Below are 16,737 nucleotides of genomic sequence, written 5' to 3'. Positions count from 1 at the left end.
TTCTGCTCGTGCAGAATTTTTGCAGCTTCGGAAAGAAGCGGCCACCGCAAAAATACATCATGTATCGACATGACAGGGATACTCCTGAAGGGTTAAGGCCCACTCAGGATTGTAAACCAGAAGCCGCGCTCCGCGCAGGGGTTAAGCGCGCCTGCCGAAATTTTCGTGCGTGGTCGCCTCGACCTCGGCGGATTGCCGGACGATCGCAGGGTCGAGACCGGGGATATCCACCTTACTGGCACGATCCACCATCGAGACCATTGCAAAGCTGCCATCGGGGAAACGGCAACCCAAAAGCAGACGGGCAAAACAGATCGGGCGCATCACGTCATCCGGACCATGTGGCATCTGTGTTGCAATATGATCCAACCGCAGACCCTGCGTGGACCGCAACTCGTCATAAGACTGTGCCGCCGAGAAATTGAATCGGCCCGCCCCCGGCAACCCGTCAATCTTGCGCCCGACACTGCTGCGCGCCCAACTCCAGCCATACCAATGGGCAAAATCCGATTGCTCGCCCACCTCGGCGCAGATCCAGTGTTCGTCAAGGAAGCGGAAAACCAGTGCATAGGGCCGCACCTTCTGGAATGCGGCATGCTCAAGCTCGCCCTCGGACTCGGCCCATGCCTTGATCGCATCCCGCAAGACCTGACCTTCCTGCGTCCAGATACGCGCAATCGGGTGCTGCTGGAGATGGTAGTAATACCCATCTTCGCGTGCGAGGGAAAACCGGAACAGGCCCGCGCGATGCGCTGCTTGGGCATCAAGCCATGCCCGCCCGCGTTCCAGCAGGCTGCGTGCTTCCTGCACAGCTTCCTGCCCTTCCGCGGTAAGTCCGTATTGCCGATCCTCGACCACGAACAGCGTCTGCTGCCGTGCTTCTTCCAGCAATTCGATATGCCGCCGCAGGGTTTGCCGCGTCACACCCAATTCTTGTACAGCGCGCGATACATTCAAGGTATCAGCAAGCATCACGAAGGAGCGCAGCATCTCGAACAAGAGGGACTGGTTGCTTTGCTGTCTCATTCCGACATTCCCGAACTACCTTTGACACGTTTCCCGACTCGATACCGAACCGGAGTGAAAGCTAGTCCAGTGCAGCTTATTTATAATACATTACGAGTAAATAAATCATACATCTATGTAAAATGTATGTCAAATTCTGTTCGATGAATTAAACCAAACAGTAAAAATCTAACAAGTTGATTGATCCCGTCGTTGCGGCATTCTCTTCATAGTAGAAATTTGTGAGAGATGAACATGTCCCACCCCGTAGATATCCATGTCGGCCAGCGGTTAAAGCAGTTGCGTATCCTGCGCGGGATGACACAAACCGATGTTGCCGACGGACTGAATATTTCGTTCCAGCAGGTCCAAAAATACGAGCTTGGAAGAAACCGCATTTCGGCCAGCAAGCTGTACGAACTGTCGCACATCCTGAAAGTCGCGCCATCCTACTTCTTTGACGGACTGGAAAGCGGCGCAGCCTCTCCGCAGCTTCTGGACGAGGAAGCCACCAAGATCGCATCAATGCTGACGCGCATCAAGGATGACCGCCTGCGCGGACAGATCCGGACATTCATCACCGAGATCGCCAACAGTCAGAACGCCGAACCACGCGGCACCGCCGCGCGCTGAGCAAGGCTAGCGTCAGCCAATCAGTCCGCGTCGCACCAGATTGAGTCCTGCAATCAGCAGGACGGCCAGTGTTGCTTTGCGAAAGCCCCGCTGGTCGATCCGGTCCTGTATCTGGAAGCCGATCCATGTGCCCAACATCGCCGGAATGATCATCGCAAGCGAGAAGGGCAAGGTCTCGGCGCGCATCACACCGGACCCGATATGCGCGCCGAACAAGGCCACCGCACCCAGCCCGTAGATCACGCCCTGCACGCGCATGTTTTCCGCCTTGGGTGTATCCAGCGCGGTCAGATACATCACTGTCGGCGGCCCCCAGACACCCGAAAACCCGCCGATGAAGCCGGCAAAGCCGCCGATCCCCGCCTCGATCCAGCCGCGCCCCCGCGCAGGCAGGCGCAACTGCCAGCCCAGAAGCTGGACAGCGCAGAACAGCACAACCGGCAGGCCGATCATCAGCAAAAGGGTGTCTTGCGGCAAAACCCGGACGAGTTGTGCGCTGGTCAACATAGCGACAAGCCCGATTGCCATGAACAAACGGAACCGCTTGATCGAAGACCACGCCTCGGCCCAGCCCTGTCGCAAGGCCTGCATGCCATTGGCAACCAGTGTGGGCAGGATCAGACCGGCAAGCGCAACATCAGGTGCGACAAATGAGCCAAGCAGGGATATCATGATCATCGGCATGGCAAATCCCACCATACCCTTGACGACGCCCGCAAGAAGAGCCACCAGAAGCGCAAAGCCAAGGATTTCAGGGCTCATGAAGGTCAGGATTGCTGTCATGCTGCACTTCATACCATAGGACGCGGCAACCGCTAGTGCCGCAGCGCAAATATTCAATGCGCAATTTTCGGTTATGTGCATGGCTATCTTGGGTATTTTTGTTGCGCTGCAACTGCGAAATGGCTAGGACGGTGACCAGCAAAAAAAGGATGTGATTCATGGCCCATGACGGACAAGATATTGCAATGAACCCTGTGGTGATTCTGCCCGATCTGCTGCGTTTGACTGGTGCGGCTCTGGCACCGGTCGAAAGCCTGTTCGACGCGGCGAAAGCACGTGTGCGCGCCCGCGTCAGCGAAGGTGGTCGTGTGTCGGCAGCCCTTCTGGAAGCCGAGCAGACAGCGGCGCATGGCCTTGCCTGGCTTGCCACATATGTCGAATCCCTGCGCCAGATGCAGAAATGGGCCGAAGGGTTGGACGCACAAGGCAAGTTCGGCGAGACCGAACAGTTGATCCACCAGATCGCCTTTGGCGAGTATCTCTGGCAGATCAGCGGCGGCATCCAGATGAACCAGGGCGAAATGGTGCGCCTTCAGGATCTTGGGTTGCAGGTAGAAGATATCCGCGCCCTCAGAGACGCGTCTATCCAGACATTGACCGAAAGCGGAAACACACAGGCCGCGCGGTCGCGTCTTGTGGCCCTCATGCAAGAGCAGTCCGCCAATGTGACCGTTGGCGCTTCGGGCCTTGATGAAGAACTGGAGATGATCCGCGAACAGTTCCGCCGCTTCGCCATCGAAAAGGTCGAACCTTTCGCACATGAATGGCACCTGAAAGACGAACTGATCCCGATGGAGATCATCACCGAACTGGCCGAGATGGGCGTGTTCGGCCTGACTATCCCCGAGGAATACGGCGGTTTAGGCCTGTCCAAAGCGTCGATGGCGGTTGTGTCCGAGGAACTTTCGCGCGGGTATATCGGTGTCGGCAGCCTTGGTACACGTTCCGAAATCGCGGCTGAACTGATCATCTGTGGCGGCACGGAAGAGCAAAAGGAAAAATGGCTCCCGGGTATCGCCAGCGCGGAAATTCTGCCGACGGCCGTCTTCACCGAACCGAACACCGGCTCGGACCTTGGCAGCCTGCGGACGCGCGCGGTCAAGGACGGGGATGACTACCGCGTGACCGGCAACAAGACCTGGATCACCCACGCCGCCCGCACACATGTGATGACGCTGCTGGCACGAACTGATCCGTCCAGCACCGACCATCGCGGCCTGTCCATGTTCCTGGCCGAAAAGATCCCTGGCACGGACGAGGCACCTTTCCCGACCGAAGGCATGACCGGCGGCGAGATCGAGGTTCTGGGCTATCGCGGCATGAAGGAATACGAACTTGCCTTCGACAACTTCCATGTCAAAGGCGAAAACCTGCTGGGCGGCGAGGAAGGCAAGGGCTTCAAGCAATTGATGCAAACCTTCGAATCCGCCCGTATCCAGACAGCCGCCCGAGCGGTCGGTGTGGCACAGGCTGCTTTGGACGTGTCGATGCAATATGCGATAGACCGCAAGCAGTTCGGCAAGGCGCTGATCAACTTTCCGCGTGTGTCCGGCAAACTGGCCATGATGGCGGTCGAGATCATGGTCGCACGCCAGTTGACCTATTTCTCGGCCTTCGAGAAGGATCACGAGCGTCGCTGCGACCTCGAGGCTGGCATGGCAAAACTGCTGGGGGCTCGCGTGGCATGGGCTGCCGCCGATAATGGCCTGCAGATCCATGGCGGCAACGGCTTTGCATTGGAATACAAGATCAGCCGCATCCTGTGCGACGCCCGTATCCTGAATATCTTCGAAGGTGCGGCCGAAATTCAGGCACAGGTCATCGCGCGCCGCTTGCTCGACTGATCCTGGAAGACAGACCATTTCGAAAGCCCCGCCGCACAAACGGCGGGGCTTTTGCTTGCGGGCAGGCTGCATCCTGCTGGATCGGGACCAATCACAAATCCGTAGATACGCTTTCAGTTTGGGCTTTTAGCGCCATACTCATCGTGTGAAACGCAACCGCATTCGCATCGCGTGATAGAGCGAGACCAGAGCAGGAGAGAACCCCATGCCCCTCACAGCTCCGACCCGCCGCCGTTTCCTGCTGACCGGCAGCGCCACAGCAGGCGCAATCCTGACGACAGGCGCAACAGGCCTGATGGTCCCAGCGCGCGCGCAAAGTCTTGCCCCTACGCCCACAATGCGCGGCGGTTCCAACAACTACCGCCCAGGTGCACCCATTGTGAACCGTATCGGTGGGGGTGGCTTCGTGATGACAGGCACAGTCCGCCGCGCCGGTGACGGTGCCCCGCTTGAAGCTATCCGCATCCAGATCTGGGCGCATACAACCGAAGGGCACGAACGCGACGCCGACAGTCACGGTGCCACCCTGACGGCCGCGGACGGCACATTCCGGCTGGAAATGCCGCAGATTGTGCCCGCTTTCGGTCAGGCACATGGCCATCTGGCCTATGACAGTGACATTGACGGCAGTCCGTTCCAGACCGTTTTCCTGCGCCCTGTGATGTCCAATCCGAACGATACAACGCTCAGCGCGGATTTCGTGCTGCAACCCGGCTGAACAGCACGCAGCCGCTACGATCCGTCGTGATCTGGGGGGCGCTGGCCCTTGCCATCGGGGTGCCGCTGACCATTGCGGCCACAAGCCCGCTACTTCAGTGGCGCGAGCCGGTCTATATCATAGCGGGGTTTGCCGGTGTTGCAGGCATGGCGCTGATCTTGCTGCAACCGCTTCTGGTGGGCGGTTATCTGCCCGGCCTGCCTTCAAAACGCGGGCGCGGATTGCACCGCTGGACCGGTGCAGCACTGGTCGTCGCGGTGCTGATCCATGTCGCCGGTCTCTGGATCACAAGCCCTCCGGATGTTGTCGATGCACTTCTTTTCGTATCCGCCACGACCTTCTCGGTCTGGGGTGTGGTTGCGATGTGGGCGATTTTTGCCACCGCTTTGCTGGCCATCCTGCGGTCCCGCCGCAGGATGGGCTTGCGTATCTGGCGGCTGGGACATTCGGCGCTGGCTCTGGTGATCGTGACAGGCACCGTGCTGCACGCGCTTTTGATACAAGGCGCAATGGGCCAAGTCTCAAAGATTGTCCTTGCCGGCCTTGTCCTTGCCGCCACGCTCAAGGTGCTGGTCGATCTGCGGGCATGGGTCTTGTTGCGCCGCCGCAGGGAATGACCCTGCTTTCATCTTGCATCAAATAGTCATACCGCATCACGGTCTTGCCCGGCGCTCCGGTTATGTGGCAGTGTCAATCAAATCACGCGCAACTGGAAAGTCCTGACCATGACCAAACCTTGCATCATCTGCGTCGCTATCACAGGCTCGGTGCCAACCAAGGCCGATAACCCCGCAGTACCGATCACGGTGGCGGAGCAGGTTGAAAGCACACAGGAAGCTTACGAGGCAGGCGCCACAATCTGCCACGCGCATGTCCGCAACGATGACGGCACGCCGTCTTCCGACCCCGAGAAATTCGCACGCCTCAAGGAAGGTCTGGAAAAGCATTGCCCCGGTATGATCATCCAGTTCTCGACCGGCGGGCGGTCGGGGGCAGGCCAGACACGGGGCGGCATGCTGCCACTGAGACCCGATATGGCCTCGCTTTCAGTCGGGTCGAACAACTTCCCCAGCCGCGTCTACGAGAACCCGCCAGATCTGATCGACTGGCTGGCTGCCGAGATGGTGAAACATGATGTGAAACCCGAGATCGAGTGTTTCGACCTCAGCCATATCCATCAGGCGGCGAAAATGGCCCGCGATGGTCGGCTGAAAGCGCCGCTCTACGTGCAGTTTGTCATGGGTGTGAAAAACGCGATGCCCGTGGACCGCGAGACCTTCGACTTCTACATCAAGACGGTCGAGCGCCTTTTGCCCGATGCCGAATGGTGCGCAGCAGGGATCGGGCCGGGGCAGATCGTCCTGAACGAATGGGTGGTGGCCGCAGGCGGCCATGCCCGCGCGGGGCTAGAGGATAACATCCGGCTGGATCGCGACAATCTGGCGCCGTCCAATGCCGCGCTGGTCAAGCGTGTTGCCGATCTGTGCGAGAAATACGAGCGCCCCGTGGCCACCCCTGCAAAGGCACGCAAGATCCTTGGCCTGCGGGCAATGTGATACAAAAGATTGCGCGCGTCAGCGATGCGCGCGCAATTCCTCCAGCATGACAAGCGCGGCTGCGGTCGCTGTGATCCGCCCCAGCGCCACATCGTGCCCCAGCGTTTGCATCCGTTCGCGCGGCTCCGGTTCGTCAAGCTGTGCCAACAGACCCTGCCGGACTTCCTGCCCGAACCAGTATTCAGCCTGCGCCGCACGGCGGCCGTCAAAATGCCCCGTCTCGCGCCGCCACGCGACCAGCTTTTGCATCTCGGACCATGCGACGCCCAGGCCCTCGACCTGCAGGGCCGACACGGTCATTGCCTTGGGATAGCCTTCCGGATCTTGCGGCCGCTTGCGTAGCAGGCGCAAGGCACCGGCGTAATCAGCACAGGTCCGCTGCGCCGCCGGTTTCAGATCGCCATCGGCTTTGTTAACAAGAATCAGGTCGGCCATCTCCATAATGCCGCGCTTGACGCCCTGCAATTCGTCGCCCCCCGCAGGGGCCAGCAATAGCAAAAACAGGTCGGACATTTCCGCCACAACGGTTTCCGACTGGCCGACACCCACGGTTTCAATCAACACCAGATCAAAGCCCGCGGCCTCGCACAAAGCCACGGCCTCCCGCGTGCGGCGCGCAACGCCGCCCAGATGCGACCTTGCAGGCGATGGACGGATAAAGGCGTTCGGCTCGCGGCTAAGATGTTCCATCCGCGTCTTGTCACCAAGGATCGAACCGCCCGAGCGCGCCGAGCTTGGATCAACCGCCAGAACAGCGACACGCAGACCCTCGCCCAGCAGCATCAATCCGAAGCTTTCGATGAACGTCGATTTCCCGACCCCGGGCGTGCCGGACAGCCCGATCCTGAGCGCCTGCTTGTCCGAGCCTGCGCGCAATATCTCGATCAGTTCCGTCGTCTGTTCGCGGTGATCGGCGCGGCTGCTTTCGACAAGCGTGATCGCACGGGCCAGCGCGCGGCGATCCTGCGCCATGATACGCGCGGCAAGCTCGGTCATGTCCATCGGTCTGTCCTTCGTCTGGTCCGGTCTTCATGCCTTGGCGGGCGAGGCCTGTCCAGTCAGGCGATGGACGGGACGACGGAAATCCCCGATAAGGCAGCATGCAGACCACCCTTCCCATCCATGATGCGCTGGACCCGCTGATCGCGGCCCTCCAGACGCATGGGCGCGCCGTCCTGCAAGCCCCACCCGGCGCGGGCAAAACCACCGTGGTGCCATTGGCGATGCTTGAGGCGGGATTGACCCAAGGCCGCATCCTGATGCTGGAACCACGCCGCCTTGCGGCCCGTGCTGCGGCTGAACGCATGGCCGAAACGCTGGGTGAAGCCGTGGGGCAAACCGTCGGCTACCGGATCAGGGGCGACAGCAAGACTAGCCCGCACACCCGCATCGAAGTGGTGACCGAAGGTATCCTGACCCGCATGATCCAGTCCGATCCGGCACTGGTCGGTATCGGTGCGGTGATCTTTGACGAATTTCACGAACGGTCCCTGAATGCCGATCTGGGGCTGGCGCTTTGTCTGGAAATAGCAGGCGCGCTCCGCGATGATCTGATTCTGCTGGCCATGTCAGCCACGCTGGATGCCGAACCCGTAGCCGCGCTGATGGGCGAGGCCGTGCCGGTCATCACATCCGAAGGGCGCAGTTTTCAGGTCGATCTGCGCTGGCTGACAGCGCCCTTGCCCAAAACCGCAAGGCTGGAAGAGGCCAGCGCAGATCTGGTGCTGCAAGCCCTTGCCGAAACCGAAGGCGGCGTTCTGGTATTCCTGCCGGGCGAAGGTGAAATCCGCCGCGTGGGATCCCTGCTGGGCAAGCGCTTGCCCGCCGGTTCAGTGATCCGTCCGCTTTTCGGGGCGATGGATTTCGCGGCCCAGCGCGCCGCAATTGCGCCAGTGGCCAAGGGCGAGGCACGCAAGATCGTGCTGGCCACCTCCATCGCAGAAACTTCTCTCACGATCGAGGATATCCGCGTGGTCGTCGACGCAGGGCGCGCCCGCCGTGCGCGGTTCGACCCCGGAGCAGGCATGTCGCGGCTGGTGACCGAACGCGTGACCCGTGCCGAAGCCGCCCAGCGTGCCGGCCGTGCGGGACGTGTTGCCCCCGGAAGCTGCTACCGTCTCTGGACGCGGGGCGAGGAAGGGGCTTTGGCCGCCTATCCCCCTGCCGAGATCGAGGCTGCAGATCTGTCCGGTCTTGCATTGGACCTTGCCCTATGGGGAGCTACGCCTGACCAACTGGCGTTTCTGACCCCCCCCAACGCGGGCAGCTATGCCGAGGCGCAGGCCCTGCTGCGGATGCTGGGGGCTTTGGACAAGGCCAACCACATCACCGCACATGGCCGGAGTCTTGTTGCGCTCCCGCTGCACCCGCGACTGGCGCATATGCTGGCCGTTGCGGGCAAACAGGCGGCCCCTCTGTCCGCCCTGCTGGCAGACCGCGATCCCCTGTCCCGCGGCGCGCCGGTGGAATTGGCGCTGCGGCTGGAAGCGGTTGCAGACTTACGCCGCTATAACGAGACCCGCCCGCATCCCGCAAACCGCCCTGCCGTCGAGCGGATCAAAGCCGAGGCGCAACGCCTTGCTTCGGGAACCGGCGCGGGCCAGGCAGGACGGCTCGGCCCTGCTGAAATGGCCGCTTTAGCCTATCCTGACAGGATCGGGCAACGCCGCAAGGGTGATGCTGCGCGGTTTCTGCTGTCTGGCGGCAAGGGCGCGGTTCTGGACGATCACGACCCGCTGGCCGGTGCGCGGCTGATCGTGGCCACCGATCTGGACGGCAACCCGCGCGAGGCAAAGATCCGGCAGGCCACAGCCATTTCCGAAAGCGCTCTGCGCGGCCTGTTTTCCGATCAGATTGCTTGGTGTGATCTGTGCGAATGGTCGCAACGCGAAAAGCGCGTTGTCGCCCGCAAGCAGGAGCGTTTGGGCGCTTTGGTACTGGATGACCGTATCTGGTCGGAAGCGCCGCCCGATCTGGTCGCCCGCGCTATGCTGGACGGTATCCGCGCGCTTGGCCTTGCGCCGTCGCCCGCCGCGCAGCGCTTTCGCGCCCGTGTAAGCCTTGGCCGCAAAGGCGGGCTGGACCTGCCGGACATGACGGATGCGACACTGATGGACAAACTGGAAGGCTGGCTTCTGCCCCATCTGCAAGGTGTACGGACCGCAGCGGACTGGAAGGCATTCGACCTTCTGCCGCCCCTGCGCGCCATGCTGGACTGGGACGCGATGCAGGCACTGGACCGCGCTGTCTCCGCATATTTCACTACGCCTTTGGGCCGACGCATCCCCATCGACTATGACGGCGAGGTTCCCGCGATCGAGCTGCGCCTGCAAGAGATGTTCGGCCAAACAACTCATCCGATGGTCGCGGGTCAACCACTGCGCGTGACGTTGCTGTCACCCGGACAACGTCCGGTGCAGGTGACGATGGATATTCCGGGCTTCTGGGACAGCTCCTACGCCGATGTGCGCCGCGATATGCGGGGCCGTTATCCGCGTCACCCTTGGCCGGAAAACCCGCGAGAGGCCGACCCCACCCTGAGAGCCAAGCCGCGCGGCACATGACGCGCGAGCATTCCCACGCTTGCTTTGCGTTTTTCTACAAAGCCGTTTATAAAGGAAAAACAAAGAAAAACCGGATCAGAACCGGACAGGCGCAGGACTACCCAGATGATGAACCAACTCAAGGCCGCATGGACCGGAATGGTCCAACCGCTTCTATCCCGCCCGAAGCGGTTGCAGGTGGCGGCTCTATGTCTGCGGGACACGGATGCCGGACGCGAAGTCCTGCTGATCACCTCGCGCGATACCGGACGCTGGATCTTGCCGAAAGGCTGGCCGATCGACGGTCTGACAGCCCCCGGCGCAGCTTTGCAGGAAGCTTGGGAAGAGGCTGGCGTCAAAACCGGCACCATCACCGAGGTTCCGTTGGGAAGCTATGATTATGACAAGCGGCTGGAAGGTGGCGTTCCGGTGAGTGTCGAGGTCAAAGTCTACGCTGTCGAGGATGTCAAACTGATGGACAGCTACCCCGAAGTGGAAGAACGCAACCGCCGCTGGCTGTCACCTTCCGAGGCGGCAGGCCTTGTAGATGAACCCGGCCTGCAGGACATCCTGCAGCAATTGTAACAGTTTCATCACAATTTCACGACAGCCTGCTTGAAGCGGGAGCCGATCCGCTCTAGGGCCGTGGCGGTAAGTCAACGGCCCGCCCCCGTGGATGCGGCCCCCCGATGAAGGTGCCTGCACATGTCAGAGACCGGCAAAAGCTGGGCCACGCTGGACAAGGACCTGAACCGCATCTCGCGGGTCGAATATGCCACGGCCTATGTCGGCAGACCACTGGTCGGTCCCGGAATCGCACTGGCTTTCATCGTGTTTGCGGGGCTTTCGGCTGCCCTTCTGATGGGCACAGCCGACCTGAACCTTGTCGTTGTCGCTGCTGCGGTTTTCGGGGCCTACATGGCGCTGAATATCGGTGCCAATGATGTAGCCAACAACATGGGTCCTGCGGTCGGCGCCAATGCCCTGACCATGGGCGGCGCAATCCTGATTGCGGCCATTTTTGAAAGTGCGGGCGCATTGCTGGCCGGTGGCGATGTCGTGTCGACCATCTCGCGCGGCATTATCGACCCTGCGGGCATCGCCGATACGCGTATCTTTATCTGGGCCATGATGGCCGCGCTGATCTCGTCCGCGCTTTGGGTCAATCTGGCAACATGGATCGGCGCGCCGGTATCGACCACCCATTCCGTCGTCGGTGGCGTGATGGGCGCTGGCATCATGGCCGCTGGTTTTGCCGCCGTGAACTGGCCGAGCATGGGGGCCATTGCGGCAAGTTGGGTTGTGTCCCCCGTTCTGGGCGGGGTGATCGCAGCAGGCTTTCTGGCGCTGATCAAGTCGCGGATCATCTACCGCGAAGACAAGATCGCAGCGGCGCGGACATGGGTGCCGATCCTGCTGGGGATCATGGCGGGAACCTTCGGCACCTATCTGGCCCTGAAAGGGCTGAACAAGATCATCAAGATCGACATGGGCGTGGCTCTGCTGGTCGGGCTGGGTATCGGACTGGGCTGCTATGCCCTCTGTGTGCCTCTGATCAAGCGACAGTCCGAGGGGATGGAGAACCGCAACAAATCGCTAAAGACCCTGTTCGGCCTGCCTCTGGTCTTTTCGGCGGCGCTGCTATCCTTCGCCCATGGCGCCAATGACGTTGCCAATGCCGTCGGACCTCTGGCCGCTATTGTACATGCGATCGAGGATGGCGGCGCCTCGGACCGCGTCACCATCCCGACATGGGTCATGGTGATCGGCGCCTTCGGCATCTCGTTCGGCTTGTTCCTGTTCGGACCCAAGCTGATCCGCATGGTCGGAAGCCAGATCACCAAGCTGAACCCGATGCGCGCCTATTGTGTGTCTTTGTCTGCTGCGATCACAGTCATTCTAGCCAGTTGGCTGGGCCTGCCTGTCAGTTCCACCCATATCGCTGTGGGGGCCGTCTTTGGCGTGGGCTTCTTCCGCGAATGGGATCATGACCGGCGCTTGAAAAACGGCAGCCACGTTCCCCCCGAGGCAAAACGCATCGCCCCCGAGGAACGCCGCCGCCGCAAACTGGTGCGCCGCTCGCATTTCCTGACCATCATCGCGGCATGGGTCGTCACGGTTCCTGCCGCGGCATCCCTGTCTGCAGGCATATTCCTGCTGCTATCCCTGATCGAGACCTGATCACCGGCACCAACCCTTGGGCCGGCGCCGGGAAGGTCAGACGTCGAGACACCAGCGCATGACGGCTTTTTGGGCGTGCAGACGGTTTTCAGCCTCGTCGAAAATCACTGAATGCGGACCATCCATGACAGCGCTGGTTGCCTCGTCGTCGCGATGGGCGGGCAGGCAATGCATGAACAGCGCATCCGGCTTGGCGCGGGCCAACAGCGCCTCGTTCACCTGATAGGCGCGCAACTGGTTGTGCCGCCGCTCGCGCGCGGATTGTGGATCATGCATGCTGACCCAGGTATCTGTGACCACCAGATCGGCACCTTCCACAGCCTTGTAAGGGTCGCGTTCGATCGTGACATTCACACCTTTGGCACGCGCCTCGTCGATGAACACCTGTTCGGGGTCCAGCGGCGGCGGGCCTGTGAAAACCAGATCGAAACCGAATTGTCCGGCGGCATGGGCGAAGCTGGCAAAGACATTGTTGCCATCCCCTGACCACACGACCTTGCGCCCCTTGATCGGGCCGCGGTGCTCTTCGAATGTCATAAGGTCCGCCATAATCTGGCAGGGATGGGTGCGGTTGGTCAGCCCGTTGATCACAGGCACCGTGGCATGTTCCGCCATTTCCAGCAACGTCGCCTCCTCGAAGGTGCGGATCATGATCAGATCGACATAGCGCGACAGAACGCGGGCCGTGTCGGCGATGGTTTCGCCATGGCCCAACTGCATATCGGCACCGGACAGCACCATAGTCTGCCCCCCCATCTGGCGCACGCCCACGTCAAAGGATACCCGTGTCCGTGTCGAGGGTTTCTCGAAGATAAGCGCCACCATATGGCCGGCTAGCGGCTGGTCGTCATCGGCCATGCCCTTGGGGCGCCCTGCGCGGGCATCCTTGATCGCGCGGGCGTTGTCGATCATATGGCGCAACGCCTCGGGTGTGGTTTTGTTGATATCCAGAAAATGCGGCATGGTCATCTGTTCCTGAAGCCGGAGAGCGGGGGGCCAGCCCCCCTTGTCGAACTGCGTTCGACAATCCCCCGGGATATTTATGGCAAAAAGAAACTCAGCTCGATTTCGCCTCGAGCGTTGTGGCGGCACGATCAAGGCGGTTCACCGCTTCGGCGATATCCCTGTCCGAGATATTGAGCGGTGGAAGCAGGCGAATCACGTTGTCACCCGCAGGGACCGTGATCAGTTGCTCTGCATAGCACGCCGCGACGACATCAAGGTTTGACGGTTTGCACACCAGACCAAGCATCAGGCCCGATCCACGCACACCGATAAAGACGTCCGGATGCGCGGCAACCAGCCCCTCAAGCTTCTGGCGCAAGTCCCCCGCGCGGGCGCGCACATCGTCCAGAAATCCGGGGGCGGTCAGAACCTCCATCACGGCAGATCCCACGGCACAGGCCAGCGGGTTGCCGCCATAGGTAGAGCCATGTGTCCCTGCCGTCATGCCGGATGCCGCATTTTCAGTAGCCAGCACCGCCCCCAGGGGAAAGCCCCCGCCGATCCCTTTGGCGACCATCATGATATCGGGATCAACTCCTGCCCATTCATGGGCAAATAGCCGGCCTGTCCTGCCCATCCCGCATTGCACCTCGTCAAGGATCAGCAGCGTGCCGGTCTCGTCGCACAAGGCGCGCAAACCTTTCAGGCAGTGATCGGGCAGCGGGCGTATACCACCCTCGCCCTGAACAGGCTCGATCAGGATGGCCGCGGTGCGGTCATTGATCGCCGCATGCAAGGCATCATGATCGCCCCAGTCCAGATGGACAAAACCAGGCAGCAGAGGGCCGAAGCCCTTGACCATTTTTTCGGATCCTGCAGCCGCAATGCCTGCGGATGAGCGGCCATGGAAAGAGCCGTTGAAGGTGATGATATCGGTCCGGTCGGGCTGGCCTATGTCATACCAGTATTTGCGCGCCATCTTGACCGCCAGTTCGCAGCTTTCCGTGCCGGAATTGGTAAAGAAAACCGTATCCGCAAAGGTCGCAGCAACAAGCCTGTCCGCCAGGTCCTGCTGCTCGGGGATCCGGTAGAGGTTCGAGACATGCCACAGCTTGCCCGCCTGTTCGGTCAGTGCGGCCACCAGTGCGGGATGGGCATGGCCCAACGCATTCACGGCAATCCCTGCGCCCATATCCAGAAAGCGTCGTCCGTCCGCCTCGATCAACCAGCTGCCCTCGCCCTTCACGAACTGAAGCGCTGCGCGGTTATAGGTTGGCAAAATGGACGGGATCATGGCGATCTTCCTTATCTGGCAAGGCTCTGTGAGTGCAATACGAGGAGCCTCAAGTCAACAATCTCGACGAAATGGCAGCGGTTGACGCAATTTTTGACAACCATAGCCAGTCGAGGGCGAATTTTCAGGAGGGTTGCGCCGTAGCGCGGGGGCAAAAACGGGCGGGACGTCAGACGCGGTTGCGTCGGCGTCGGATCGTGACAGTCAGGATGCGGTTCATGCTCATGCCCGCTTGTTACGCCTATTCAGGCGGCGCGCCAAGACAAAATATCCGCCCTGCCCTTGTCTGCACCCGGGCGCAGCCCCATAGATTGCCGATGTTCATTGCCCGCACCCTCAATCCGCCCCTTGCCATTGCGCTCATGCTGGCCGCGACAGCATTCATCGCATCCACAACCTTGCTGGCCAAGGCTATCGGGGCGGGGCATCTTGGAGCGCCACTGCATCCTTTGCAGATCAGCCATGGACGGTTTGTCTTTGCATTCCTGCTCTTCGCAAGTGTGGCCGCGATCATGCGGCCACGGATCGAAAAACCCGCCATCGGATTGCATCTCGGGCGTACTCTGTTCGGCTGGGGCGGTGTGACGCTCATGTTCGCGGCTGTCGCTTTCATCCCGCTGGGCGATGCCACGGCAATCAGCTTTCTCAATCCCGTTTTTGCGATGATGCTCGCCATCCCCTTGCTGGGTGAGCGTGTGGGACGCATCCGCTGGTCTGCAGCCTTGATCGCGATGCTGGGCGCGATGATTCTGCTGCGACCGACGCCTGACAGCTTCCAACCTGCGGCCTTGCTGGCGCTGGCCGCTGCGGTGTCGATGGGGCTTGAGGTGATTTTTATCAAGAAACTGGCAGGGCGCGAGGCGCCATTCCAGATTTTGCTGATCAACAATGCCATCGGCGTTGGCATTGCAAGCCTTGCCGTGCTGCCCGTCTGGACCATGCCCACAGCACAACAATGGGCCGCCCTTGCCGCAATCGGGGGGCTGATGGCCATGGCGCAGACGTTCTTCATCAATGCGATGGCCCGTGCCGATGCCAGTTTCGTCGCACCGTTCAGCTATGCCACGCTGATTTTTGCGGCACTCTATGACGCGGTCATCTTCGGGGCGCGGCCCGATGTCATATCGGTTCTGGGGGCCTGTGTGATCCTGTCCGGCGCAGGGCTGCTGGCATGGCGCGAAGCGCGGCTTGGCCGGAGCAAACCGGCCGTGCCGCCAAGCGCGGGCGCTGCCCCCTGACGGGTCATGCCTTGAGGCGATAGCCGGTGCGGAACATCGACCAGGCCACCAGGCAAACCACGGCGGTCGTCACGCTGCAGACAGCCAGACCCAGCCATGGCGAACTGTCCGAGACCCCCAACACGCCGAAACGCACCCCGTCAATCAAGTAGAAAACAGGGTTCACATGGGTGATTTCGTAAAGCACGGGCGGCAGAGCCTCAGCAGAATAGAAAGTGCCAGACAGGAAAGCAAAAGGCGTGACGATGAAATTGGTGATCGCTGCCATCTGATCGAATTTATTGGCGAAAACGCCTGCTACAATGCCGACGGCCCCCATCATCGCGGACCCCAGCAGCACAAAGACCAGCGCCCAGAGCGGATAGGCGATCCCCACCCCCAGCACCAGAAGAATACCCAGCCCGATCGCCAGCGCGACAGCCAGACCGCGAGCCATGCCACCAGCAAGATAGCCCACAACCAATTCGCCCGCGGATAGCGGCGGCATCAGCGTATCGACAATATTGCCCTGCACTTTCGAGATCACGATGGAAGAGGATGTATTGGCAAAAGCATTCTGGATCACCGTCATCATCAGGATACCCGGCGCGATAAAGGCCGTGAAGGCAACGCCCAGAACATCCCCGCGCGCGGGACCGATGGCGATGCTGAAAATCACCAGAAAAAGTCCGGCAGTGACCAGCGGCGCCAGCAGGGTTTGCGTCCAGACGGATACAAAACGCATCACCTCGCGCAGGGCCAACGTATAAAGCCCCAGCCAGTTGACCCGACCAAAGCGGCGGCTTCCCATGTCGAGTGTCTGACGCATGTCTGATTCTCCTGTTGCTGCGACCTGTTGTTACGGCCACGAAACGCATCTGTGACCCATCCTGCAGTTCAGGAAGGATGGGAATGAAAGCGGAAAGCACCCCTCCCGCCTGCGGGAACTCCGCGTCAGGTGTGATTCGGCACCTTGTAACTCGGCAAGGGTTGTTTAGAATAGGACGCTCAAAGATGAC

At 60.9% G+C, this 16,737-nt stretch carries 15 protein-coding genes; 9 read left to right on the top strand and 6 right to left on the bottom strand.

Translation table 11 applies throughout. From position 1 onward, the window contains the following. Nucleotides 1-141 precede the first annotated feature (141 nt). Entirely contained in the window at nucleotides 142-1,026 is an 885-nt protein-coding gene (locus K7H22_RS12380) for a LysR family transcriptional regulator (RefSeq protein ID WP_230801157.1), read from the bottom strand. Between the two features lie 234 nt (nucleotides 1,027-1,260). Here K7H22_RS12380 and K7H22_RS12375 point away from each other — a divergent pair, with 234 nt between their 5' ends. After that, nucleotides 1,261-1,638 carry a helix-turn-helix domain-containing protein gene (locus K7H22_RS12375; RefSeq protein WP_230801156.1) on the top strand — a complete coding sequence of 126 codons (378 nt, stop codon included), beginning with the start codon at nucleotides 1,261-1,263 and terminating at the stop codon, nucleotides 1,636-1,638. A gap of 12 nt (nucleotides 1,639-1,650) precedes the next feature. Here K7H22_RS12375 and K7H22_RS12370 read toward each other — a convergent pair whose 3' ends face one another. Continuing rightward, complete coding sequence (locus tag K7H22_RS12370; protein ID WP_230801155.1) at nucleotides 1,651-2,421, bottom strand: sulfite exporter TauE/SafE family protein; 771 nt, start codon at nucleotides 2,419-2,421, stop codon at nucleotides 1,651-1,653. A 158-nt stretch (nucleotides 2,422-2,579) separates the two neighbouring features. Between K7H22_RS12370 and K7H22_RS12365 the strand changes: the two genes are divergently transcribed. From K7H22_RS12365 to K7H22_RS12350, 4 genes are all read left to right on the top strand, one after another. Then, nucleotides 2,580-4,265 (top strand): acyl-CoA dehydrogenase family protein, encoded by a 1,686-nt coding sequence (locus K7H22_RS12365; RefSeq protein ID WP_230801154.1) that lies wholly within the window; start codon nucleotides 2,580-2,582, stop codon nucleotides 4,263-4,265. A 205-nt stretch (nucleotides 4,266-4,470) separates the two neighbouring features. Beyond that, nucleotides 4,471-4,983 carry a twin-arginine translocation pathway signal gene (locus tag K7H22_RS12360; RefSeq protein ID WP_230801153.1) on the top strand — a complete coding sequence of 171 codons (513 nt, stop codon included), beginning with the start codon at nucleotides 4,471-4,473 and terminating at the stop codon, nucleotides 4,981-4,983. A 26-nt stretch (nucleotides 4,984-5,009) separates the two neighbouring features. Next, nucleotides 5,010-5,600, top strand: a complete 591-nt coding sequence (locus K7H22_RS12355) for a ferric reductase-like transmembrane domain-containing protein (protein ID WP_230801152.1) — start codon at nucleotides 5,010-5,012, stop codon at nucleotides 5,598-5,600. A 108-nt stretch (nucleotides 5,601-5,708) separates the two neighbouring features. Continuing rightward, nucleotides 5,709-6,539 carry a 3-keto-5-aminohexanoate cleavage protein gene (locus K7H22_RS12350; protein ID WP_230801151.1) on the top strand — a complete coding sequence of 277 codons (831 nt, stop codon included), beginning with the start codon at nucleotides 5,709-5,711 and terminating at the stop codon, nucleotides 6,537-6,539. Between the two features lie 18 nt (nucleotides 6,540-6,557). On the opposite strand, the gene meaB is transcribed toward K7H22_RS12350, so the two are convergent. Next, a complete protein-coding gene (meaB, locus tag K7H22_RS12345; RefSeq protein WP_230801150.1) occupies nucleotides 6,558-7,541 on the bottom strand; it encodes a methylmalonyl Co-A mutase-associated GTPase MeaB in 984 nt (327 codons plus the stop codon). A gap of 98 nt (nucleotides 7,542-7,639) precedes the next feature. On the opposite strand from meaB, the gene hrpB reads away from it, so the two are divergent. From hrpB to K7H22_RS12330, 3 genes are all read left to right on the top strand, one after another. Then, on the top strand, nucleotides 7,640-10,102 hold the full coding sequence (gene hrpB / locus K7H22_RS12340) for an ATP-dependent helicase HrpB (protein ID WP_230801149.1): 2,463 nt from the start codon (nucleotides 7,640-7,642) through the stop codon (nucleotides 10,100-10,102). 105 nt (nucleotides 10,103-10,207) lie between these two features. Further along, entirely contained in the window at nucleotides 10,208-10,666 is a 459-nt protein-coding gene (locus tag K7H22_RS12335; protein ID WP_230801148.1) for an NUDIX hydrolase, read from the top strand. Nucleotides 10,667-10,786: 120 nt separating this feature from the next. Then, the gene (locus tag K7H22_RS12330) at nucleotides 10,787-12,262 is read left to right on the top strand and encodes an inorganic phosphate transporter (protein WP_230801147.1); all 1,476 of its coding nucleotides are present in this window, start codon (nucleotides 10,787-10,789) and stop codon (nucleotides 12,260-12,262) included. A gap of 36 nt (nucleotides 12,263-12,298) precedes the next feature. On the opposite strand, the gene argF is transcribed toward K7H22_RS12330, so the two are convergent. Both argF and K7H22_RS12320 read right to left on the bottom strand, forming a co-directional pair. After that, complete coding sequence (gene argF / locus K7H22_RS12325; protein WP_230801185.1) at nucleotides 12,299-13,225, bottom strand: ornithine carbamoyltransferase; 927 nt, start codon at nucleotides 13,223-13,225, stop codon at nucleotides 12,299-12,301. A 94-nt stretch (nucleotides 13,226-13,319) separates the two neighbouring features. Beyond that, a complete protein-coding gene (locus tag K7H22_RS12320; protein ID WP_230801146.1) occupies nucleotides 13,320-14,501 on the bottom strand; it encodes an aspartate aminotransferase family protein in 1,182 nt (393 codons plus the stop codon). 317 nt (nucleotides 14,502-14,818) lie between these two features. Between K7H22_RS12320 and K7H22_RS12315 the strand changes: the two genes are divergently transcribed. Further along, nucleotides 14,819-15,739 carry a DMT family transporter gene (locus tag K7H22_RS12315; RefSeq protein WP_230801145.1) on the top strand — a complete coding sequence of 307 codons (921 nt, stop codon included), beginning with the start codon at nucleotides 14,819-14,821 and terminating at the stop codon, nucleotides 15,737-15,739. Between the two features lie 4 nt (nucleotides 15,740-15,743). Here the strand turns inward: K7H22_RS12315 and K7H22_RS12310 are convergent, their stop codons facing one another. After that, complete coding sequence (locus tag K7H22_RS12310) at nucleotides 15,744-16,547, bottom strand: ABC transporter permease (protein WP_230801144.1); 804 nt, start codon at nucleotides 16,545-16,547, stop codon at nucleotides 15,744-15,746. Nucleotides 16,548-16,737: the final 190 nt, after the last annotated feature.

The sequence above is a fragment of the Seohaeicola saemankumensis genome (assembly GCF_021021435.1).
Classification (GTDB): Bacteria; Pseudomonadota; Alphaproteobacteria; order Rhodobacterales; family Rhodobacteraceae; genus Seohaeicola.
This window is presented reverse-complemented; position numbering and strand designations above follow the sequence as displayed.

What these genes read in the sequence shown, in the direction of transcription:
- K7H22_RS12380 (WP_230801157.1), bottom strand. Translation starts at nt 1,026, where the DNA reads ATGAGACAGCAAAGCAACCAGTCCCTCTTGTTCGAGATGCTGCGCTCC.
- K7H22_RS12375 (WP_230801156.1), top strand. Translation starts at nt 1,261, where the DNA reads ATGTCCCACCCCGTAGATATCCATGTCGGCCAGCGGTTAAAGCAGTTG.
- K7H22_RS12370 (WP_230801155.1), bottom strand. Translation starts at nt 2,421, where the DNA reads ATGACAGCAATCCTGACCTTCATGAGCCCTGAAATCCTTGGCTTTGCG.
- K7H22_RS12365 (WP_230801154.1), top strand. Translation starts at nt 2,580, where the DNA reads ATGGCCCATGACGGACAAGATATTGCAATGAACCCTGTGGTGATTCTG.
- K7H22_RS12360 (WP_230801153.1), top strand. Translation starts at nt 4,471, where the DNA reads ATGCCCCTCACAGCTCCGACCCGCCGCCGTTTCCTGCTGACCGGCAGC.
- K7H22_RS12350 (WP_230801151.1), top strand. Translation starts at nt 5,709, where the DNA reads ATGACCAAACCTTGCATCATCTGCGTCGCTATCACAGGCTCGGTGCCA.
- meaB (WP_230801150.1), bottom strand. Translation starts at nt 7,541, where the DNA reads ATGGACATGACCGAGCTTGCCGCGCGTATCATGGCGCAGGATCGCCGC.
- hrpB (WP_230801149.1), top strand. Translation starts at nt 7,640, where the DNA reads ATGCAGACCACCCTTCCCATCCATGATGCGCTGGACCCGCTGATCGCG.
- K7H22_RS12335 (WP_230801148.1), top strand. Translation starts at nt 10,208, where the DNA reads ATGATGAACCAACTCAAGGCCGCATGGACCGGAATGGTCCAACCGCTT.
- K7H22_RS12330 (WP_230801147.1), top strand. Translation starts at nt 10,787, where the DNA reads ATGTCAGAGACCGGCAAAAGCTGGGCCACGCTGGACAAGGACCTGAAC.
- argF (WP_230801185.1), bottom strand. Translation starts at nt 13,225, where the DNA reads ATGCCGCATTTTCTGGATATCAACAAAACCACACCCGAGGCGTTGCGC.
- K7H22_RS12320 (WP_230801146.1), bottom strand. Translation starts at nt 14,501, where the DNA reads ATGATCCCGTCCATTTTGCCAACCTATAACCGCGCAGCGCTTCAGTTC.
- K7H22_RS12315 (WP_230801145.1), top strand. Translation starts at nt 14,819, where the DNA reads ATGTTCATTGCCCGCACCCTCAATCCGCCCCTTGCCATTGCGCTCATG.
- K7H22_RS12310 (WP_230801144.1), bottom strand. Translation starts at nt 16,547, where the DNA reads ATGCGTCAGACACTCGACATGGGAAGCCGCCGCTTTGGTCGGGTCAAC.